General features: G+C 34.0%; 19 protein-coding genes. 13 read left to right on the top strand and 6 right to left on the bottom strand.

Annotated elements, in window-relative coordinates; all coding sequences use genetic code 11:
* Positions 1–399 precede the first annotated feature (399 nt).
* Positions 400–777 (top strand): DoxX family protein, encoded by a 378-nt coding sequence (locus OZP06_RS14670; RefSeq protein WP_269222524.1) that lies wholly within the window; start codon positions 400–402, stop codon positions 775–777.
* 172 nt (positions 778–949) lie between these two features.
* Here OZP06_RS14670 and lpdA read toward each other — a convergent pair whose 3' ends face one another.
* On the bottom strand, positions 950–2,353 hold the full coding sequence (gene lpdA / locus OZP06_RS14665) for a dihydrolipoyl dehydrogenase (protein WP_269222523.1): 1,404 nt from the start codon (positions 2,351–2,353) through the stop codon (positions 950–952).
* A 537-nt stretch (positions 2,354–2,890) separates the two neighbouring features.
* Between lpdA and OZP06_RS14660 the strand changes: the two genes are divergently transcribed.
* Complete coding sequence (locus tag OZP06_RS14660) at positions 2,891–5,710, top strand: starch-binding protein (RefSeq protein WP_281323906.1); 2,820 nt, start codon at positions 2,891–2,893, stop codon at positions 5,708–5,710.
* 329 nt (positions 5,711–6,039) lie between these two features.
* Here the strand turns inward: OZP06_RS14660 and OZP06_RS14655 are convergent, their stop codons facing one another.
* Positions 6,040–6,498 carry an Lrp/AsnC family transcriptional regulator gene (locus OZP06_RS14655; RefSeq protein WP_269222521.1) on the bottom strand — a complete coding sequence of 153 codons (459 nt, stop codon included), beginning with the start codon at positions 6,496–6,498 and terminating at the stop codon, positions 6,040–6,042.
* 445 nt (positions 6,499–6,943) lie between these two features.
* On the opposite strand from OZP06_RS14655, the gene OZP06_RS14650 reads away from it, so the two are divergent.
* A complete protein-coding gene (locus OZP06_RS14650) occupies positions 6,944–8,146 on the top strand; it encodes an aminotransferase class I/II-fold pyridoxal phosphate-dependent enzyme (protein ID WP_281323905.1) in 1,203 nt (400 codons plus the stop codon).
* Positions 8,147–8,222: 76 nt separating this feature from the next.
* On the opposite strand, the gene OZP06_RS14645 is transcribed toward OZP06_RS14650, so the two are convergent.
* Both OZP06_RS14645 and OZP06_RS14640 read right to left on the bottom strand, forming a co-directional pair.
* The gene (locus tag OZP06_RS14645; protein ID WP_269222520.1) at positions 8,223–8,450 is read right to left on the bottom strand and encodes a CDGSH iron-sulfur domain-containing protein; all 228 of its coding nucleotides are present in this window, start codon (positions 8,448–8,450) and stop codon (positions 8,223–8,225) included.
* Positions 8,451–8,829: 379 nt separating this feature from the next.
* Entirely contained in the window at positions 8,830–10,761 is a 1,932-nt protein-coding gene (locus OZP06_RS14640) for an amino acid permease (RefSeq protein ID WP_281323904.1), read from the bottom strand.
* Between the two features lie 704 nt (positions 10,762–11,465).
* Here OZP06_RS14640 and OZP06_RS14635 point away from each other — a divergent pair.
* Both OZP06_RS14635 and OZP06_RS14630 read left to right on the top strand, forming a co-directional pair.
* Positions 11,466–11,774 carry a hypothetical protein gene (locus OZP06_RS14635; protein ID WP_269222519.1) on the top strand — a complete coding sequence of 103 codons (309 nt, stop codon included), beginning with the start codon at positions 11,466–11,468 and terminating at the stop codon, positions 11,772–11,774.
* Between the two features lie 2 nt (positions 11,775–11,776).
* A complete protein-coding gene (locus tag OZP06_RS14630; RefSeq protein WP_281323903.1) occupies positions 11,777–12,688 on the top strand; it encodes a hypothetical protein in 912 nt (303 codons plus the stop codon).
* A gap of 291 nt (positions 12,689–12,979) precedes the next feature.
* Here the strand turns inward: OZP06_RS14630 and OZP06_RS14625 are convergent, their stop codons facing one another.
* Positions 12,980–13,105, bottom strand: a complete 126-nt coding sequence (locus OZP06_RS14625) for a hypothetical protein (protein WP_269222517.1) — start codon at positions 13,103–13,105, stop codon at positions 12,980–12,982.
* Between the two features lie 858 nt (positions 13,106–13,963).
* On the opposite strand from OZP06_RS14625, the gene OZP06_RS14620 reads away from it, so the two are divergent.
* Together OZP06_RS14620 and OZP06_RS14615 are read left to right on the top strand one after the other, a co-directional pair.
* The gene (locus OZP06_RS14620) at positions 13,964–14,239 is read left to right on the top strand and encodes a hypothetical protein (RefSeq protein WP_269222516.1); all 276 of its coding nucleotides are present in this window, start codon (positions 13,964–13,966) and stop codon (positions 14,237–14,239) included.
* Between the two features lie 6 nt (positions 14,240–14,245).
* On the top strand, positions 14,246–14,695 hold the full coding sequence (locus tag OZP06_RS14615; protein ID WP_269222515.1) for a hypothetical protein: 450 nt from the start codon (positions 14,246–14,248) through the stop codon (positions 14,693–14,695).
* Positions 14,696–14,934: 239 nt separating this feature from the next.
* Here OZP06_RS14615 and OZP06_RS14610 read toward each other — a convergent pair whose 3' ends face one another.
* Positions 14,935–15,267, bottom strand: a complete 333-nt coding sequence (locus OZP06_RS14610) for a hypothetical protein (protein ID WP_269222514.1) — start codon at positions 15,265–15,267, stop codon at positions 14,935–14,937.
* Between the two features lie 382 nt (positions 15,268–15,649).
* Here OZP06_RS14610 and OZP06_RS14605 point away from each other — a divergent pair, with 382 nt between their 5' ends.
* The 6 genes from OZP06_RS14605 (at position 15,650) to OZP06_RS14580 (ending at position 22,126) form a co-directional block, all read left to right on the top strand.
* Entirely contained in the window at positions 15,650–17,122 is a 1,473-nt protein-coding gene (locus tag OZP06_RS14605; protein WP_348651434.1) for a family 10 glycosylhydrolase, read from the top strand.
* Positions 17,123–17,365: 243 nt separating this feature from the next.
* A complete protein-coding gene (locus OZP06_RS14600) occupies positions 17,366–18,649 on the top strand; it encodes an MFS transporter (protein WP_269222512.1) in 1,284 nt (427 codons plus the stop codon).
* 396 nt (positions 18,650–19,045) lie between these two features.
* Positions 19,046–20,644, top strand: coding sequence for a glycoside hydrolase family 3 N-terminal domain-containing protein (locus tag OZP06_RS14595; protein WP_281323901.1), 1,599 nt, complete (start codon positions 19,046–19,048; stop codon positions 20,642–20,644).
* Positions 20,645–20,768: 124 nt separating this feature from the next.
* Positions 20,769–21,407, top strand: coding sequence for a peroxiredoxin (locus OZP06_RS14590; protein WP_269222511.1), 639 nt, complete (start codon positions 20,769–20,771; stop codon positions 21,405–21,407).
* A gap of 84 nt (positions 21,408–21,491) precedes the next feature.
* Entirely contained in the window at positions 21,492–21,800 is a 309-nt protein-coding gene (locus OZP06_RS14585) for a thioredoxin family protein (RefSeq protein WP_281323900.1), read from the top strand.
* A 68-nt stretch (positions 21,801–21,868) separates the two neighbouring features.
* Entirely contained in the window at positions 21,869–22,126 is a 258-nt protein-coding gene (locus OZP06_RS14580; RefSeq protein ID WP_269222510.1) for a hypothetical protein, read from the top strand.
* Positions 22,127–22,466 lie beyond the last annotated feature (340 nt).

Genomic DNA, 22,466 nt, shown 5'->3' with positions numbered 1-22,466 from the left:
AAAACTATTGCTCTGTTGAATAAATATAAAAAAAGAGTAATCATTAAAATTATTCCTTTTTTTTATTAAGTAATATTTAAAATCAAAGTAAAACACATACTATTAAAGAAACAAACAAATATCGTTTGGTAATTTCTTTTTCATTAGTATTAATTAAAAATTAAATTTGGTTTAAAAAAGATAATTTTTCTAAAAATAAAAGACATTAAACTGCTTTATTGCAATATGTTATAACAAATAAAATCATTCTAATTACTGAAAATTTTAACAAAATTACTTATATTTGATAGTGAAATGGAAATAGCTTTTATTCAGAGAAAGCTATTAATAGTTTTTTTTCTATACAATTGTCAAAAAAAAAAATAGTTCTCTAGACATTTAACCAAAAATAATTTTGCTATGAAAAATGTTATTCTTTTTTTCCGAATCACACTTGGTCTAATATTGATCTCTTTACCTGTTTGTTACTTTTTCAACCTAATACCTGAACTCGAAAACACAGGGAATTTTAAAGCAATTGAAATCGGATTAATTCCTTCGACATACCTAACGCCAATCACCAAAGTTGTTGAATTCATTTGCGGTCTATCCTTTCTTTCAAAACGATATGTAACTTTGTCCAATATTATAGTACTTCCCGTTACGATAAACATTTTATTCATTAATTATTTTACTGCATCACCAATTGGATTTGCCATCTCTATTTTTATATTTTCAGGAAGTTTAGTCATTTTTTATGCCTATTGGAAAAATTATAAACATCTTTTTGTTGCTTAAACAATATATTAGTAGCAAAAAAAAAAAAAAAAATTATAATACTGCTTACTATATCGACTATCAAACAAATTCTGATTGTATAATTTATAGCACTTTAGAATCCTTCTTTTAAAAATCAAAAACCCCAATAGTGCATAAAATCTATTGGGGTTTTACAATATAAAATCAAAAACTATACGTGTAAAGCTCTATTATCCGTAGCTGCCAATGCTGCTTCTTTTATCGCTTCCGCAAAAGTAGGATGCGCGTGTGACATTCTGGATATATCTTCGGCAGAGGCTTTGAATTCCATTGCAGTAACAGCCTCAGCAATTAAATCAGCTGTTCTGGCACCAATCATGTGTACTCCTAGAACTTCATCGGTTTTGGCATCAGCAAGAATTTTTACAAATCCGTCAAGATCTCCACTTGCACGAGCACGCCCTAACGCTTTGAATGGAAAACTTCCTACTTTGTATGCTACTCCAGAGGCTTTCAATTGTTCCTCTGTTTGACCTACAGCAGCCACTTCTGGCCAAGTATAAACTACACCTGGAATCAAATTGTAATCAATATGCGGTTTTTGACCCGCTATAATTTCAGCAACCATAGTTCCTTCTTCTTCGGCTTTGTGAGCTAACATTGCACCACGAACCACATCACCAATAGCATAAATATTTGGTGTAGAAGTTTGCAAATGATCGTTTACCTCTACTTGTCCTCTATCGGAGATTTTTACTCCAGCTTTATCGGCATTCAATCCATCGGTATACGGACGACGACCAACAGAAACTAGAGAATAATCGCCCTCTAGAGTAATAGTTTCTCCTTTTGCGTTTTCAGCTTGTACAATCACAGCATCACCATTTCTTTCTACTGATTTCACTTTATGCGAAACGTAGAATTTCATTCCTTGTTTTTTCAAGACTTTCGTCAATTCTTTAGACAAAGCACCATCCATCCCTGGAATGATTCTGTCCATGAATTCAACAACCGAAACTTGCGCTCCCAATCGTAAATATACTTGACCTAATTCAATACCAATAACCCCGCCACCAATAATAACAAGGTGTTTAGGAACTTCCTTCAGAGCTAATGCTTCTGTCGAAGTGATGATTCTTTCTTTATCAATTTTAATAAAAGGCAAAGAAGATGGTTTTGAACCAGTCGCTATAATAATAGTTGCAGCTTCAATCGTTTCAGAAGTTCCATCAGCTTTTGCAATGGCAACATGAGTAGCATCTACAAAAGATCCTAAACCATTAAAAACGGTTACTTTATTTTTGTCCATCAAGAAATTAATCCCTCCTGATGTTTGATCAACTACGCTTTGTTTGCGGGCAATCATTTTCTCCAAATTTACTTTTACTTCTCCTGAAACTTCAATTCCATGATCAGCAAAATGTTTAATTTCTGAATAATGATGAGAAGATGACAACAATGCTTTTGATGGAATACATCCAACATTAAGACAAGTACCACCAAGAGTGGAGTATTTTTCTATAATGGCAGTTTTGAAACCCAATTGTGCACAACGAATAGCTGAAACATATCCTCCTGGCCCAGAACCTATAATGACTACGTCAAATGAACTCATAGTATCTATTTTTTATTTTTAGTGTTGCAAAATTAAGGAATAAAGTTTTGTTTAAACTTTATTTTTTGAGGTTTTTTGTTCGAATTATAACGAATACAGTAAGGATAATCTATAAAGTCATTAAATAATACAATAAATCAAGATTTCAAATCAAACTACTTTTTTTAAAAAATGTAGTACTCTTTTTTTAAGCTAATCAACCTTAAAATACAATTAAATTGAAAAAAAACTATCAATACCGCTTATGCATTCTATATAATCCAATAAAAATAAACTATTTATACTATAACTGCATTATATTATTTGGCTTTGGACTTTTAATTACAAATAAATTACTTATGCATCTAAAATTAAATTTAAATCCGATGTTTCGGTTTTAAATTTAAAACAGTATTCATTTTTTTGTTACAAAAAATAAAGTTACAAACACTATAACGTAATAGTAATAATCTAAAAAACAAAACTTACAAATAATATGTTAATTTTTTTAATTTTATAAAAAAAAGACCCCAAAAAACTATCAAATACCAAAAAACCATGAATAAAAATTTACTACTACTATTTCTGTTTTTATCTACTTTTTTTTGCGCACAAGCTCAAGTTCATACATCTTATCTTTGGCATTTGCACCAGCCAACTTACTGGGGAGACATCAGTAAAAAAAATCCAAACAGATACCAAATTGTCAAAGAATCGCAAGATTTAAAAATATCTGGAGCGAATAATGACAAAAATGGATTAGCGCACCCTACAAACAACTTACAAGAGATTTTTGGTGCAGGAGACCGTGTGGCAGCCTATCAATTCGCTCCAAAAAATGCTATCAATTCCATCAAAGATTTACCTGAGGCCGGAGCACAAATCACATATGGAGGTTCCTTATTAGAAAATGTAAATGAGCTTGCACAAGCCAATCAGTGGGGATATAGTCCAGCTTGGATTCAGAATATAAAAGACGCCAAAAGCTGGAAAACATCCGGTGGTTTTCCACGTATGGAAATGGTATCTTTTACAATGCACCACGCCCTATCTCCTTTGTTAAGCGATGAATCATTAAAAAAAGAAATTTTAGCACACCAATATTACTCCACTCAATTATTTGGTTCACATGATTCAAAGGGGTATTGGCCTGCAGAATGCGCTTTTTCTGAAAGAATAATAAAAACATTAACTGAATGTGGCATTGAATGGTCTGTAATTGCCAATAGTCATTTATCGAGAACACTTTCAGACTATCCTTTAAAATATGGTACCGGCGGTACCATGTGCGACATTCCCAACAAAGCAGATCAAGTAGACACAAAAGGAAACGACTGGCTTTCTGCTCAAAAAGATGCACGTGGAGGGCAATTTGCAATCCCATATAGTTATTTACCATACAAATCAAAATATATTGATCCAGAAACTGCACAAGAATACAAAATAACTGTGGTGCCTATGGCTGATTATGAAAGTTATGAGGACGGTTACGCCGCAATTGGCACGACATTAGTAGATCCAATAGTTGCAAAAGCATCTTCTTCCCCAAGACCTCCTCTTGTTTTGTTTGCCCACGACGGAGATAATGCTTGGGGTGGCGGATCTTCGTATTATGATGAATCTGTAAAAGGCTTTTCTCATGCTGCGTCAACAAAAGGAATAATCCCTACAACTATTCCACAATATTTGAAGGATCATCCCGTAGCTGACTCTGAAGTAGTACATGTCGAAGATGGAGCATGGGTAAATGCTGATGGTGATTTTGGTCATCCTCAATTTACAAACTGGTTGTGGCCATTTTACAACACAACAACCTACAAATTCAATCCAACGGGGTGGACAGAAGACATGATGAACCAAGCTATAACTACCGCTGGAGAAAATCATGCAATCATGGCAGAACAATTAGAAGGGAATGCGCTTCGCATGAGTGAAATTGTAAATCCAACAGCTGCAGTAAGCCCAGCCGAAAAAGCATGGCATTTCCTGATGGCTGGTTACGATAGTGGAAACGCTTATTATGGTCTTGCTGAAGATTTGGAAATAAAAACCACACTTGCAGTAAACCGATGTGTAGAATTTGCTAAACCAACCATCGATGCCCATCCAGGTGTAGATAACACAAAACCTTCCGTATTTATTCCACAACGTTGGCCATATAATCCTGGAGAAATGGGTTTTGGAGCACCATATGCCTACAAAGCATTTCTAAACTCTGCCGATTTTACCGTTTATACTTTTGCTTATGATGTCAGCGGTATTCAAAAATCGGAATTAAAATACCGTATTGATACAGATGGTAAAAATAACCCAGGCTCAAATCACAACGAAATTTATGCAGGAGGTAACGAAGTTGGGAATTGGATCACGTTACCAATGACCGAAAGGGTTTTTCCAAAAGGAAATATAACAAGCAATACTCAGGCTGATTTATACATGCTTCCAGATGTTATTGCCAATCAATATTCTGCAGAAATTGCTGGTCTATCTGAAAAGCTTGTTGATTATTACGTAGAAGTAACCGATAAAAAAGGGAATATCACAAAATCTAAAATTCAACATGTTTGGGTTGGTAAAAATTTAGACGTAGCGCCAAAAGTAACTTTTGCACCTAGTACAAATTACTCGGCAATACCATTAGATGTTACTATTGCGGCTACTGATTCTACAGATCCTAATCCAAAAGTATATTACACGACAGATGGAAGTACTCCAACAACATTATCTGCTACTTTTACATCGACAAAAACCATAAATATTACCACAACCACTACGTTCAACGTTTTGGCAATTGACATAGAAGGTAATCAAACTACGGCCAGCCAAAAGTTCACAATTGGAGGAAACATTACTCCTATTACAATTTATTTTAAACCAACAACCGCTTGGGGAACTCCAAAAATCTATTATTGGGCTGCAGCACCAACAGGTAGCGTTCCAACAATTACTTGGACACAATCTGAAGCCATGACTGCAACAACAGATGGATGGTTTAAATATACTTTTCCAGGTGTTACATCAATAAACCTAATTTTAAGAAACGAAGCGGGTAACGCACAAAGTCCAGATTTAACAGGAATAACATCAGACAAATGGTATGATTCATCCTATAAAGAAGTTGTTCTTTCTCAAAATGAGAATGTATTGATTAAAGAAAATATAAGCCTTTACCCTAATCCTACTTTTGGTACAGTACTAATTCAATCAAAAGAAATAATTAAGGAAGTTGGAATATTTGATATGAGAGGCACTTTGGTTTCGTTTCAAGCCATAGACAATCAAAAAATAGAATTAGGAGATTTGCCGACAGGAATTTACAATCTAAAGATGATTACTGAAGATAAAAAAACCATCTTCAAACAAGTGATTAAAAAATAACCTTTTTGCCCTGAAAAAAGAGACAAACTTTAATTAGTTGTCTCTTTTTTTTTAATGTTTATTTTAAATGACTGTGAATACTTTTAAACAAAATTTTCAAAATGAAATAGTTGCACTTTAAAGAAAAACACTGCTCCTAATCCCAATACCATTAAGTTAAGGATTTCTTACTAGGGTTTTTAAAATATAACTCTCGCAGAGACGCGAAGACGCTAAGTTGACATTGTCCCAAACCCCTCTAATGAATTAAATTCGATTCTACTAACAATCAACATTTGCTGGTTTATTGAGTAAATAAGACGAAAAATTAATAGAAAAAACATTAAATATTACACCTCAACAACTGTAGTGTATTTTACTTCGCTGATCATAAACGTACTGTGTGTACTACCAATATGCTGCAAAGTAGTCAATTTGGTAACCAAAAATTCGCGATAGGCCTCCATATCTTTGACCACAATCTTTAAAATATAGTCATAATCACCGCTTACATGATGACATTCCAATACTTCCTTGAGTTTGACCACTTCGCTTTCAAACTTGGATATAAATTCAATGGTGTGTTGAATCAATTTGAGATGACAAAAAACAACAAATCCCTTTTCGATTTTTGAATGGTTAAGCAAAACCACATATTTATCTATAATCCCTTCTCTTTCTAATTTTTTTATCCGTTCATAGACAGCTGTTACAGAAAGATTGAGTTTAAGAGATAATTCTTTTGTGGTTTGTTTGCAATCTTTTTGCAATAAATGCAATAGTTTTTTGTCGGTGGAGTCGAGTGTCATTTTTTTTTGGTTTTGAGTTATCGGTTTTGGGTTATGGGTTATGGGTTATTGGTTATGAGTTAAAAATTATGAGCTTTGTTGAATTCTCAATTTTAGCTTTCTGATTATTGCTTCTGATCATACTACTGAATACTGACCACCGACCACTGTCTACTAATCACTAATTAAAAAATGAAATAAAATCTATCTGCCTCTTATTTTAATAACAAATTTAGAAATATAATTTAAATAAATGATTTTCAATAGTTTTATAATCTAATATTTACTCCATGTATTGACTAATTATCTAAACTTTTTTTATTTTGAAGTAGAATTAACAACGAAAAGCCCTAGCCCCGATAGTAGTGAAAATCCTCCCGCTTTTTTTCGGGAGATTGCAACGGATAGCGGGAATAGCTCCAGATTACTACATACCTAGTAATGAAATAATTAAATAAATAAAAACATGAAAAATTTCAATCCAGCAGACAATATTCAGGATTTGCAATACTTTGGTGAATTTGGCGGGGTAAATCCTTCTATCTCGGATTCATCAACCTATACGTTTCTTTCGGCCAAAACCATGTTTGACACTTTTGAAGGCAATATGGAAGGCTGTTATTTGTATTCTCGCCACTCGTCACCAAGTAATTTATATTTGGACAAAGCTCTTGCCGCAATGGAAGGAACCCAATCGGCCAATGTATCCGCTTCGGGAATGGGCGCCATTACTCCTACTCTTTTGCAATTGTGTGGTGCTGGGGATCATATTGTTTCGAGCCGAACTATTTATGGTGGTACATATGCTTTTCTTAAAAACTTTATTTCACGATTTGGAGTCCAAACCACCTTTGTAGATATCACAAAACTAGATCTAATAGAGGCAGCAATTACTCCACAAACTAAAGTTTTGTATTGTGAAACAGTCAGCAATCCATTACTTGAAGTAGCCGATATAGCTCGTTTATCTAAAATAGCAAAAAAACACAATTTGACTTTTGTAGTAGACAATACATTCTCACCCTTATCGGTTTCTCCCGCACGATTGGGTGCCGATATTGTGATTCATAGTTTGACTAAGTACATAAATGGCAGCAGCGATACATTGGGTGGCGTTACCTGTGCCTCTAGAATATTTATTGACAGTTTGAAAAATGTTAACTCTGGTGCGAGTATGTTATTAGGCCCAACAATGGACAGTTTGCGCTCGGCCAGTGTAATGAAAAACCTGCGAACCTTGCATATCCGAATGAAACAACACAGCTACAATGCCCAATTCTTAGCCGAGCGATTCGAAAAAGACGGAATCAAAACGGTGTACCCTGGCTTAAAAAGTCACCCAAGTCACGAATTATATGCTGGTATGATCAATCCCGAATATGGGTTTGGAGGCATGATGACGCTTGATGTTGGAACTTTGGAAAAAGCCAACGCGGTAATGGAGTTAATGCAAGCGCGCAATCTAGGCTACCTAGCAGTGAGCTTAGGGTTTTATAAAACATTATTTAGTGCACCCGGAACATCAACTTCATCCGAAATTCCATTGGAAGAGCAACACGAAATGGGATTGACAGATGGATTAATTCGTTTTTCTATTGGATTGGATAATGATATTGAACGAACTTACCAAATGATGAAAGCGTGTTTAGTGGAACTTACCGTTTTGTAGGCTAAGACAGAAAAAAGTAAAAAAAAGCTGCATTATTGAAAATGCAGCTTTTTTTATTAGACAAAACAGAAAAAATCTATTTTGTTTTCATTGGCGGTAAGTCAAATGCTTTTGCATCATGTTCAAAACCATTACGATGTGAACCATCACAAAAAGGTTTATTGGCAGATAAACCACAACGACAAAGTCCCAATGTTTCTCTTCCTTGCAAGCCATAAACGTTCCCGTCTTGGTCTACTATTTCAAAATCTCCTTCAATTTTCAAAGAACCATTTTTATTGATTGTCAGTTTAGTTTTTCCCATAATCGTATTTATTTGTTTAGAGTTCAAAGATTGCAAAATATATTTTGATAGTTTAGCAATAATAAACATTTTTATCAAAACATCTTATTTATTCTTTACCCCTATTTATTTAAAACAAATTAACTCAAAAAAAAACCGTTCCAAAATAAATATGAAACGGAGATTAATTTTTAGGTTTACTACGAATTGTGTGAGTTTTTAAATTTAAGATTAAATTTAAAACTCTAAACAATTAAGGAATTAAGATTCATTAAGCCATTGTAACCTTTATGAATCTTAATTCCTTGATTTGTTTTCTTTTAATATTTCATTCTTAAATAAGTCCTATTTGATAAAACCCAAACAATTGGTAGTGCCAATTTTTGTAATTATCTTTCGATTATGATTCTTGAATGTTTAATTTACTGTTTTTGCGACTGAAACTAAAGTAAATCACTAAACCTATCATTAACCAAATTCCAAAGTATATCCAATTCCAAACGCTCAATTCCGCCATCATATACAAACAACAGATTAAACCCAAAAGCGGAATTAAAGACAAGTTCTCTTTGTAGGACCAAAAAACCAATCCAACAATTACGAAAAGGAAAATCCACATTGGAATTTTATGTTTAAACAAATCAAAACCACTTTCATATTTTATAGAATCAGAAATAGGCAATCCAGCAACAACTGATTCATATTTAGCGTCATCTTCTTGATATTGACTTAATAAATGCTCCACATCTAGTTTTTCAGTAGCATTAGTTTTACCTTCAATACTTACTAAATAATTGTATACTTTTTGAGTTTCCTCTTTATTTAAAGAAGTAATAATAAATTCAGAATCATTGGTTTTGGTTTCGTTGGTAATAAAACCCATTGTTGCTTTTTTATTATATCCAAAAGAAAAGATTAATGCAACAACAATCAACAAAGGAAAAATATATTTTGAATTGATATAAGGTGTTTTAAATTTACCCCTTGGAATATCGGTTCTATTTTGCAAAGCCAAAACACCAGCACAAACCAAAACAAAGGCAAATAATGTTCCTATACTACATAAGTCTGTTACCATAGTCAAATTCATAAACAATGCAGGAACAGCAACTACAAAACCTGTAACAATTGTAGCATAAGAAGGAGTTTTGAATTTTGGATGAACCGTTGAAAAGCGTTTTGGCAACAAACCATCACGACTCATGCTCATCCATATACGAGGTTGTCCCATTTGAAAAACCAATAAAACACTAGCCATTGCAACAACAGCACTTACTGCAATAATTCCTGACATCCATTTTAAATCCAATTGATCAAAAACAAAAGCCAACGGATCACCAACATTTAGAGTATTATAACTGACCATACCCGTTAATACCAATGAAATTGCAATATATAGAATCGTACATATAATAATTGCCCACATCATTCCACGAGGCAAATCACGTTGTGGATCTTTACATTCCTCGGCAGTTGTCGAAATAGCATCAAAACCAATATAAGCAAAAAACACGGCAGAAACCCCTTTTAAAACTCCAGAAACTCCATTTGGCGCAAAAGGGTGCCAATTAGTAGTATCTACATAAAAGATTCCAACAGCAATTACCAATAGAACAATACACAGTTTAACAACAACCATGATATTACTCGCATTACGCGATTCTTTCATACCGCGATAAATAAGGGCAGTAATCAAAACAATAATCAGTAAAGCAGGTAAATCGGCAACAAAATGAAAAGAACCAATAACTGGTGAAGTAGTCCAAGCGGTATAGGCATTTTGCATTCCTGAGCTTAAATTTTCAAATGTTTTACCAGCTTCCATTAAAGCAGTAGCATCTTTAAAACCATTTGAAGCCGTTAAGTAATCCATTTGCACCCATTGCGGCAAATCGATACCACCACTGGAGAGCAATCCGGTAAAATAATCACTCCATGAAATTGCTACCGTAATATTTCCGACAGAATATTCCATAATAAGTGCCCAACCAATAATCCAAGCGATTAATTCGCCAAAAGCTACATAAGAATAGGTATAAGCACTTCCAGACACGGGAACCATCGAAGCAAATTCGGCATAAGCAAAAGCAGCAAAACTACAGGCAATTGCAGTAAACAAAAACAAGAAAATTACAGCAGGCCCACCATCAAAACTAGCCTTCCCAATTGTACTAAAAATACCTGCTCCAACAATAGCAGCAATACCAAACGCAGTTAAATCTTTGGCAGTTAAATGTTTTCCTAGTGCATCATGCCCATCTAAATTGTTTTTCTCGACTTGTTTTAAAATATCTTGAACTGTTTTTTTTCTAAAAAGCCCTTTTAATGCCATGTTGTAAATTTTACCGTTAAAAACTATTTTTTTGTATTATTTGCAATATTTTTTTAATAAAAAAGAAAAAATATTAAAGTTCAAATATATAAAACAAATTCAATCTTTAATCTTAAGATTTTAATTTTTTATAAAATTGGGATATAAATACAATATTTCTCTTTTTTACCTTAAAAAAAGTCAAATATACATTTAAAAAAGACTATAAAACAAAATTAAATTCAAATTTTACTAAAAAACAAATAAAAATTCTATATTTTGTAAAATGAAACTTAATAAATACGAAAAGAGAATACCGTATTAAGCGAATATTTTTATTGTGTTAAGAAAAAAGTGTTTGTTTTTAATATTATATTAATTCAAGAGGCAGGACTTATGTTATCGATACAGGACTTCTCAAAATAGATAAACCAGACAATCCCATTGTTGATGTTTTGAATCCCAGTTCTTTTACCAAATACAATTTGTATTAATTTTATTGTTCATTTTTAAAATTCCTGAAATACTTTAGATTCATCATATGTTCACGGAAAAAGTCGGGAGACTTTTATTAGATTTACTGCTTTAAAAGAACATTTAAAAAAAGTACGAAGTCGGGAGACTTCGCAGAGCGGGAAAATCAAATTACTTTAGACGTAACCTATGTTGAAAATGGGGTTACAAAAACAAAAACAATTATACCTGACAATCTCATACAAATAGAGGTGGGTGGAATAAAAAAATATAAAGTAATTGATGCCAAAACAGCCAAAACAGATTTAGTAAACAAAGCCGACCTAACAAGTACCTGCACCCAAAACCAACAACCAATATATAAAATGATTGATGACAATGCCACAGCTGGAAAAATCACGAAAGTTGAAATGAGAGGCAAGCAGGCAACAGATGCTTTTGGTTTTGAAGATTTTGTAAATGGGAAAGCTCAAATTCAATTAGAAGCTAATGTAGAATTTTGGGTAAACAGCTCTACTACTGATTTTACTCAGTATTTAATAAGACCAAGAATAAAATAAATATGAATTACAGCGAAGTAAAAAAAGAATTAAAAAAAGAGTTTGAAAATCTATTAAAACCGTTGGGATATAAATCAAAGTCTGAAAGTCAAGGTTGTGAATTTTCTCTAACTAAGGATATTCAATTTTTCAGACTGGGTTTTGGGGTCGCAAATTATATAGATGAATTTAAAACTTCTTGCTCTATCGGACTTGGTATTTTTCCAGTTCAGAAAATTTTATTCAACGCATTAGATGAAATACCTATCATTCCGAATGATTACGGAAGTACTTTGGGTGTTAGAATTTCTGATTACTTTGGAGAAACAAATTATAATTACAAAATCAAAACCCAAGAAGATATTGTGGAGTGGGGGAAGATAGTCACAAAGTTTTATCAAGAATATGCTGTACCATTTTTTGAAAAATATAATTCTGTAGATGCAATTGATAAGTTACTAAATGAAAATCCAGCCGAAAAAGTAATTTATTGTGATGATCTGGGTTGGAGAATTATAAAAGGCTTAATCTCTGCCAAACTAAATCAAAATTCAAAATACAATTACTTACGAGATTATTATAAAGGTGAGGTAGAAAGTAAGTTTCAGGGATATTTTATGTATGAAAAATGTATGAAAGTAATTGATTTTTTAGACAGTCATAGCTTCGAAGAATTGAATAAGATTGCAGGAATTAATCAGAATATCGTAAAAACAGAATTAGAAAAAAAACTAGAGGAATTAATAATACTACTTAAAAATAGTAATAAACCTGCTTATCAATTTTTTGAAAACATTAAAGCAGAATTAGAGACTAGCAACAAACAAGAAGCATTAAATAAATTAAAAACATCTTTTGCAATCACACAATATGCGCATTTCAATTTTAATGAAGAAAAATTATTAGATGAAATAATTGAGATTGCTAGTTTGTAACCAGCTCCGCGAAGTATAGTCACTCTGCTCAGGCTATAAAATTAGAACAGCAAATGATTAAAAATTCAGATGCTATAAAGTTACCTCAAAATATAAATTCAATTCAATCATATTAAAATGGAATACAGCTATTATATCTATAATTATAATGGAATAGATACATTATATAGAATTACAGGCAAACTACATGGTAACGTTTCAACTTTAGAGGCTTATTATGATGGAAATTGGAGTAAAGAATCTAAATTAATAAACCCCCCCGCTCCGCGAAGTCTCATGACTTTGCGTTTTTTAAATGTTCTTGAAAACCGTAAATATGTCAAAAGTCTCCCGACTTTTACCGTGAATAGTAGTTGTACCATTTCCCAAATACAGAAAATAATAGTTACAAACTTCCAAAACGTAAATTGTATTCATTTCAACCCTTTTTATACTCCGCCCAGCAAAATAGGGCATCCAAAGAAAAAAGTATGCCCTGATACGAGCTTCGGAATGCCTGATACGAGCTTCGGGATGCCTGATACGGTCTTCGGAACGCCTGATGCATGCTTCGGAACCCCTGTTACATGCTTCTGAATGCCATTTGCAATCTTCGGACAAGTAATTACCTGCTTTGGATGGATTTTTACAGTCATCGGACAGCTTGATCACTACTAATGAGCCCCGCTCCGCAAAATCTCATGACTTTGCGTTTTCTTTAAAAATTCTTGAAAATCGTAAACATGCCAAAAGTCTCCCGACCCCCATGCTCCGCGAAGTCTCATGACTTTGCGTTTTTTAATAAAGTTCTTAAAAACCGTAAACACGTCAAAAGTCTCCCGACTTTTTCCGTAAATGTCTTCAGAATGATATGCGTTTCAAATCATCATAAAAAACTACAAAATAACAAACCACCAGCTCCACGAAGTGTAGTTGCACCCCCCGCTCCGCGAAGTGTAGCTGCTCCGCGAAGTCTCACGACTTTGCGTTTTTTTTAAAGTTCTTAAAAACGTAAACGTGTCAAAAGTCTCCCAACTATTTCCGTAAATATCTTTAGAATAATATGCATTTCAAAAGTTATAAAAAGCTACAAAGTAACAGTTCTATTATTTTGTAGTTTTTTTATTTTTATTTAAAGTGGGAGCGTTTCGATTTATAATAAAACGTTTTGAATTTATAAGATGTTTACGGGAAAAGTCGGGAGACTTTTATTAGATTTACATTTTACAAGAACATTTAAAAAAAGTTCGAAGTCGGGAGACTTCGCAGAGCGGGGACTTCGCAGAGCGGGTTTCAATGAAAACAACTACAACTAAAAATGTTGATAGTTGGCTAGGTACTAAAGCTGTTAAAGATAATATTGAAAATTTGAGTGGAAATATGGGAACAGCTCCCAATAAAGGGATTAGCTGGAATGGTAAAAAAATAACTTATAAAAAAGCCGAAATTCATATTTATATGCCAAAAACAAATATTACTCCTGAATTAGAAACTGAATGGATAAAAAAATTATCACAGTATAATCCTGATATAACATATAAAATTAATGCATTGGAAAATTTCATTAAATAAAAGGTTATGAAACTAAAAAAACTGAACGCTATCAAAGACCCAGATATTGCAATGGAAAAATATGAACAGTCACGCCTAATCAAAACTAAACTTGATTATAAAAAGTGGATTGAATATGTTGATAGTAATCAAGATTATTATACTTGGTATGAGAATACACAAAGTGGCATCGAGACTAAAAACAGAATAGACGAGGTGCCGGAAGATTTTAGAGATGGGGTGATAGACAGTTTAAATAAAATGAAAGTTTGTGCAGAATATAATAGTAAGAAAGGTTGGTATGAAATTATAATAGATTTTCATATAGATTATGGAGTTATTCATACTACTTTCATGAAAAAAATCACTAAAGAACATTTAAAAAGATTGCTTGATATGGCAGATTATCTAAATGCATATTTACTAAATAGTAGAAAAACAATAATTGACAAAAAAGTTATAGATGAATTAGAGTAACACCCGCTCTACGAAATGTTCCCCGCTCCGCAAATGTAGATGCTTCGCGTTTATTTTGTTGACTCCCCAGCTCCGCAAATGTCTCTGACTTTGCGTTTTTTTTTTAAAGTTCTTAAAAACCGTAAACGTGTCAAAAGTCTCCCGACTTTTTCTGTGAATAGTAGTTGTGCCATTTCCCAAACATAGAAAATAATAGTTACAAACTTCCAAAACGTAAATTGTATTCATTTCAACCCTTTTTATACTCCGCCCAGCAAAATAGGGCATCCAAAGAAAAAAGTATGCCCTGATGCAAGCTTCGGGATGCCTGATACGGTCTTCGGAACGCCTGATGCATGCTTCTGAACCCCTGTTACATGCTTCTGAACCCCTGTTACATGCTTCTGAATGCCATTTGCAATCTTCGGACAAGTAGTTACCTGCTTCGGATGGATTTTTACGGTCCCCAGCTGCGCAAAGTGTAGTTGCTCCGCAAAGTCTCCCGACTTTGCGTTTTTTTTAAAGTTCTTAAAAACCGTAAATGTGTCAAAAGTCTCCCGACTTTTTCCGTTAATATTTTTAGAATTAAGCATTTTTAAAATAAACTAAAAGTTCCATCAATGCACCAATGCCCCGCCCCAGATAGTAGCGGCAGCCCCGAGAATTGGAACACTATTTTTTACAGCCGATACAGAGCGACCGCAGGAAGCTCCTGTAGTGGCTAGTAAAAAAAGGGTTGCAATCGAGGGCTATAGCGGATAGCTGGATCAGGCGCATAAAGATTCTTTTTAGCAATACTGCAAAACCAAAAAGCAAATCCGAATTTTATTGGTAATTAATTTAATAAACTTAGCTAAAAAAACTACTTTTGAATGCTGGATAAAAAGAGTAAAAATGATTGTAAAGAAGTCCCTGTTATTCCCAACTATATACCTTCTGTTTTTTGCTGTCATTGGACAGGCCCAAAAAAGGGAGATGCACCCCAAAAACGAATTCAGAGCCGTATGGATTGCCACGGTGGTCAACATTGACTGGCCTAAAAGCAGTACTGACTCCGTGGAGAAACAAAAAACCGACTTCATCGAGATTCTAGACACTTATCAAAAACTGAATTACAATGCGGTGATTGTGCAAATTCGTTCTGTGGGTGATGCGGTATATCCAACGATGCTCGCTCCATGGTCCCGTTATCTGACAGGAAGAGAAGGGAAAACGCCTAATCCTAATTATGATGTACTCGAATGGATGATTACCGAAGCTCACGCTCGTGGTTTTGAATTTCATGCCTGGCTCAATCCTTACCGTGCCACTTTTGATTTGAAAACCGAAACTTTGAGTCCCAACCATGATTTTTACAAACATCCCGAATGGATGATTGAATATGGTGGCAAATACTACTACAACCCTGCCCTGCCCGAAGTGCAGCAACACTTAACCTCTATTGTGGATGAGGTGGTCATTAAATACGATATTGACGCGATACATTTTGATGATTATTTTTATCCGTACAAAATAAAAGGAATTGAATTTAATGATACTGCTTCCTATCAAAAGTTTGGAAACGGGCTTTCATTGGCGGATTGGAGACGATTGAATGTGACCACTTTTGTCAAAAATATTTCTGCTAACATCAAAAAATTAAAACCTTGGGTACAATTTGGAATCAGTCCGTTTGGCGTTTGGCGTAACAAATCGGTTGATCCTAAAGGTTCCGATACATCTTCAGGACAAACCAATTATGATGATTTATACGCCGATCCCGTTGACTGGATGCAAAACAATTGGATTGATTACATCGTGCCACAATTGTACTGGAGTATTGACCACAAAACAGCTTCGTATGCCAAATTAATCAAATGGTGGTCTGAGAATGTACCGAGCAACACCGCATTATACGTAGGAAACAGCTCTTATAAAATCAAAGCCGATTCAGACAAACATTGGAATAATAAATATGAAATTCCAAACCAAATTGACCTCACCCGCAGTTATGATAATGTACAAGGAAACGGATTTTTTAGTGCCAAATGGTTTATAAACAAAAACCAAGATGTGGTCAAGGTGCTTCAAGATTATGAATACAAATATCCAGCACTTCCTTTACCTGTACCCAACTTCAAAAAAGCGATTACAGAGAGTTTATTGATCAATTCCATCACTAAGGATACCAGCAGTTATTATGTTTCGTTTCAGAAACCAAAACAGTTGGCAAAAGTTAGATATATAGTGGTGTATGGCGCCAAAGATGTTTCGAAAATCAACATCAATGATGCCAGTCAAATTCTAGACAAAATTGCCGTAACAGAAGAAAATGAAGCATTCAACATCGAAGTAGCGGATTATAAAATGATAGGAAAAACGGCTTTTGCCTTCACCTTCGTAGATTATTATGCCAACGAAAGTCCAGAAACCATAATCGATTTGCAAGTAGAAACACAAACAAAATAAAAGTTTAAAATGGTTTAATTACTAAGCCGTTTAGACAATCAAAATTTTAATGGTTATTTAAAAAAGAAACATTAATAAAGTCTTGATGAATCTCTAACCTTTGTCAAAGTTTTAAACTTTGACAAAGGTGCTAGACGAAATTATATGATCCTATAATTTTTGATTTACAATTACTATTTGCCAAATCCAAACAATTTAACAATTTAACTTTAAACAATTTAAACGATTAAACATTATAAAAAAATGAAAGACAACAAACCGTGGTATTGGATTCCGTTTTTAAATTTTGCTTCGGGTTTTCCGTATGCCATTATTATTTCGGTTTCGGTAATTATGTACAAAAGTCTAGGGGTTGCTAATGAAGACATTGGCGTTTACACCAGTTTATTGTACTTGCCTTGGGTAATCAAACCGCTTTGGAGTCCTTTTATCGATTTGTATGCCACCAAAAGAAAATGGTTCCTAGCGATGCAATTGGTGATTGCCATTGCATTCTTGATTGTGGGATTGACCATTCCGATGAATCATTTTTTTATGTTGAGTTTAGCACTTTTTTGGGTAGCGGCATTTGCCTCGGCATCCAATGATGTGGCGAGTGATGGCTTTTATATGTTGGCTTTATCCAAAGATCAGCAATCCTTTTTCTTAGGGATTCGAAGTACGTTTTACCGCCTTTCGATGCTTACTGCCAATGGATTGATTGTAATTCTTGGAGGTTTTTTGGAGCAAAAATTTGGCGACAAAACTAAGGCTTGGTCCTACACAATGATTGTTGTAGCGTTGATTATGGCTTTTTTAACGATATATAACTTTTTTACGACACCTAAAGTGGAGGAAATCACGGAAGCTGAAGTAATTCACAAGGCTAGTTTTGGTGAAGTGTTTGCTACTTTTTTTCAAAAGAAACAAATTGGTCTTGTATTAGCTTTCATATTACTTTTCCGATTGGGAGAATCGCAATTATTAAAAATGCTGACTCCTTTCTTGATTGATGAAAAAGCCAAAGGAGGAATGGGATTGACCACCGAAGATGTGGGGATAATATACGGAACATTTGGAGTAGCAGCACTTGTTGTAGGTGGAATTTTGGGCGGAATAGCCATCTCCAAAGGAGGATTACGAAAATGGATGTTACCGATGTTTTTGGCCATGCATTTACCTATAATTGGGTTTGTTTTATTAGCTCATTTTCATCCAGCTTCTGTTCACTATATTTATGCCACAGTTATTGCAGAACAGTTTGGATACGGTTTTGGTTTTGCGGCCTTTATGATGTACTTAATTTATGTTGCTGAAGGAGAATCAAAAACTTCTCACTACTCTATTGCAACAGGATTTATGGCTTTGGGAATGATGCTTCCAGGTATGGCAAGTGGTTTTATACAGCAATATTTAGGCTATGGCAATTTCTTTATTTGGGTGTTTTGTGCCACTATTCCTGGATTGATTTTATCGCAGTTTTTGATTTATCCAGCGGAATTTGGTAAGAAAGTGAAGGAGAATGATTCGTTATCCCAAAAAAAGTAAATAGAACACAGATTTCACAAATTTGCACAGATTTTTTTTTATAAACTATAAAGTCTATATGAATATATTTATAAGGAAGGGCTTTAAAACAGAGCGAGTTCTTCCAATAAAGTTTACGCAACTTCAATTTCGTCAACACAGTTGACTAAATTGAAATTAATGAGTCAAATAGATTCAATTACGCAGAAGGCTTCTGCGCAATTACAAATTAATGATAATCAATTCAACTCAAAACGACAGAAGCCTTCTGTCGAATTAAGATTTATTAACTTTTTACCAAAATTAAATTGAACATCGATATCCTAAATTGAAAAGTTTTACAGATTATTTCGAGAATTTAATCTGTGTAAATTTGTGAAATCTGTGTCTCAACTTTAATCTAATATTCATTTCAAAATGACACTAGAACAAAAAATAGGACAATTCTTTTTCCCTGCCGTTTTTATCAACGACACGGAAGAGAACATTCAGGAAACAGAGCGATTAATCAAAGAACACAACATTGGTGGATTGACTTTTTTTCACAGCAGAGCCAGTGCGGCTACTAATTACGAATCTAAGAAAAAAGTGGAATTCAACGACGATAGTTTTCAGCGATTGAAAGACCTGATTGTGCGCTATCAAAAATGTGCCACCACTCCCCTATTGATGAGCATTGATGCCGAATGGGGATTGGCGATGCGTGTCGAAAAAACGCCGCAATATCCGTATGCCATTACTCTTGGCGCTTTGCCCGAAAGAAAAATAGATTTGGTTTACGAAGTTGGAAAACAAATTGCATTGGATTTAAAATCGGCAGGGATTCATTATAATTTAGCCCCATTGGCTGACATTAATAACAACCCCAAGAATCCCGTAATTGGGTATCGTTCGTTTGGATCCAATAAAGATAAAGTAGCTCAATATGCTATGGAATACCTTCGCGGAATGTCTGATGTTGGAATTTTGGGCTGTCTCAAACACTTTCCTGGACATGGCAATACCAGTGTCGATTCGCATTTAGGATTACCGGTTTTACAGGAAAGTCTCGAAGAATTACTCGAAAATGAATTGGTACCATTTATAAAAGGAATAGAGAATCATGTTGACTCTATTATGATAGGACATTTGGCTGTTCCTTCTTTGAATGATGGAAAAGAAACCTCCGCCACATTATCCAAAAATATAATTGAAAAATTACTGCGTCAGCAATTGGGTTATGATGGTTTGATTATTTCGGATGCTTTGAACATGCATAGCGTTTCAAAATTATATGATGTTAAGGGGCAACTGGAATGGGAAGCCTTCAATGCTGGAAACGATGTGCTGTGTTTTGCCGAAAACGTAGCAGAAGGCATTCAGGAAATCCTCAAGAATGCTACGCCAGAACGAATTGAAGCGAGTTTGAATCGTATCCTGAAATGCAAACAAAAAGCTGGTCTTTTTGAAACAGAACCTATCATTACTCGTGATTTTGACTTTAAAATTACTTCTGATTTAAATCGAAAAATAGCCGATTATTGTATTACTGATCTTAAAGACAATAATAGTTCTGTCGTTCTTTTTGATGCTAAAAATAGAGAACGCTTGGCCAAATTGAGTGTCTACAAAACCATTGATAATCCATTTTTTAAAAGTTTAGCTTCTATCTTGCCATCACCTGAATATGCTATAGAAAATGCAAATGACCTTTTTGAAACTACTTTAATTGAAGATTTAAAGCCTTTTGACACCGTACTGATTTCATTATTTGTCCCAAAAGCCAAACCACTTAATAAATTCGAATTAGAGGATTCTATCTTAGCATTTTTAGGACAATTATTTCAAACCAAAAAATGTATTTTATACGTATTTGGAAATCCATATGCTTTGCAAGTCATACCAAACTTAGATCAAACCAACGGTATTGTAGAAATGTATCAAGATTTTAAAGAATTCCAAGAAAGTGCAGCCGAACAATTATTAGAAGACAAAAAAGGAAAAGGCAGCTTACCTGTCTCAATTACCGCAATTTAACCCGTCACTATAGTTGTTTGCTATTGTTAAATAAATATTAATAATTAATATTTATTTAATCAACCTTTTAATATGCCTTATATTTGCAGCAGTTAAAAAAACAAACCATTAAAATTTATAAAACATGTCATTAGTAGGTAAAAAATTCCCAAGTATTGCAGTAGACGCTATCTCAGAAATGGGAGATAATTTAAAAATCAACATTTTTGAAGAAGCTACAAAAAACAATAAAAAAGTACTTTTGTTTTGGTACCCCAAAGATTTTACTTTTGTATGTCCAACTGAATTACACGCTTTTCAAGCTGCATTACCAGAATTCGAAAAAAGAAATACAATTGTAATCGGTGCTTCTTGTGATACCAACGAAGTTCACTTTGCTTGGTTGAATACTCCAAAAAACAATGGTGGAATCGAAGGTGTTACTTATCCAATTCTTGCTGATACCAACAGAAACCTATCTAACATATTAGGAATTCTTGATATTGATTCAACTGAATATAGCGAAGAAACTGATTCTGTTATCATTGAAGGTTCAAATGTTACTTTTAGAGCTACTTACTTAATTGATGAGACTGGTAAAATCTTCCACGAAAGTGTAAACGATATGCCACTAGGTCGTAATGTAAACGAATACTTGCGTATGGTTGATGCATATACACACATACAAGAAAAAGGTGAAGTATGCCCTGCAAACTGGGAAGCTGGTAAAGAAGCGATGAATGCTGATAGAAAAAGTACTGCTGAATACCTAAGTCTTAACTAATAATATCAATGGCAATGACAATGGCAATTTCAATAGTTAAGAATTGCCATTGTTATTGAAATTGACATTGAAATTTAAAAATCTATGTTAATCGAATTAAACGAAGATACGTTAGGGGCTTTAATAGCCCAAAACGAAAAAGTGGTAGTTCAATTTTCGGCCTCATGGTGTGGAAACTGTAGAATCATGAAACCAAAATTCAAAAAATTAGCTTCAGAAAACGAAGCTTTGACATTTGTTTTGGTCGATGCCGAAAATTCTCCAGAATCACGAAAACTAGCCAATGTAAGCAACTTGCCTACTTTTGCCACTTTTGTGAACGGAAAATTGGTCAACGAGACCCAAACCAATAAACAAGAAGTTTTAACAGAATTGGTACAAGAAATACTATAATTAAGTTAGAGGTTAGATTTTAAAGGAATTACATTATTTCTAACCTCTAAAATCCAACCTCACAACTTATGAAGTTACCCGTAATAAAACACTTAACCCAATTCATACAAGAAAACGATCAAGATTACATCATCGAAACTATCGAAGTATTGGAAGCCATGACCGAAATTGCCTCATTAAAAGATGAAGAACTGGATGTCATAGGAGAATTAATTTCAAATATGTATGGTGCACTTGAAGTTCATAAATTGATTAAAGACGGAACCGACAAAAAAGAAGCCTTAAACACTTTTATGAAAAGAGTTCTTGGTTCTATCGATAAATAAAATCATTTGACAAGCATAGCAAAACGTACTCCATTTCAGAGTGCGTTTTTTTTATTTAAGAATAATTTCCTTCGTCAGTTCGCAAAAGTTCGTTTGGGCGAGACACCAAAAAGAAAAGTGGCCAAATCTAGATACCGCACATTCGGCCACTTCCCTTTATGCTGTCAGGCTGTATGCGCTACTTCGGTAGCCAGCTTCCATCCTTCTCGCAAAAAGAAGAACTTTTTTGATCAAAAATCAAGTTTCTAGTTTCAAAGACACACACAACCGAAAGCTCAAAACCCAAAACCCAAAACCCAAAACCCACAACTAACAACAAATTCTTTCAGTTTCAAATATT

The sequence above is a fragment of the Flavobacterium sp. IMCC34518 genome (assembly GCF_027111095.2).
GTDB lineage: Bacteria > Bacteroidota > Bacteroidia > Flavobacteriales > Flavobacteriaceae > Flavobacterium > Flavobacterium praedii.
This window is presented reverse-complemented; position numbering and strand designations above follow the sequence as displayed.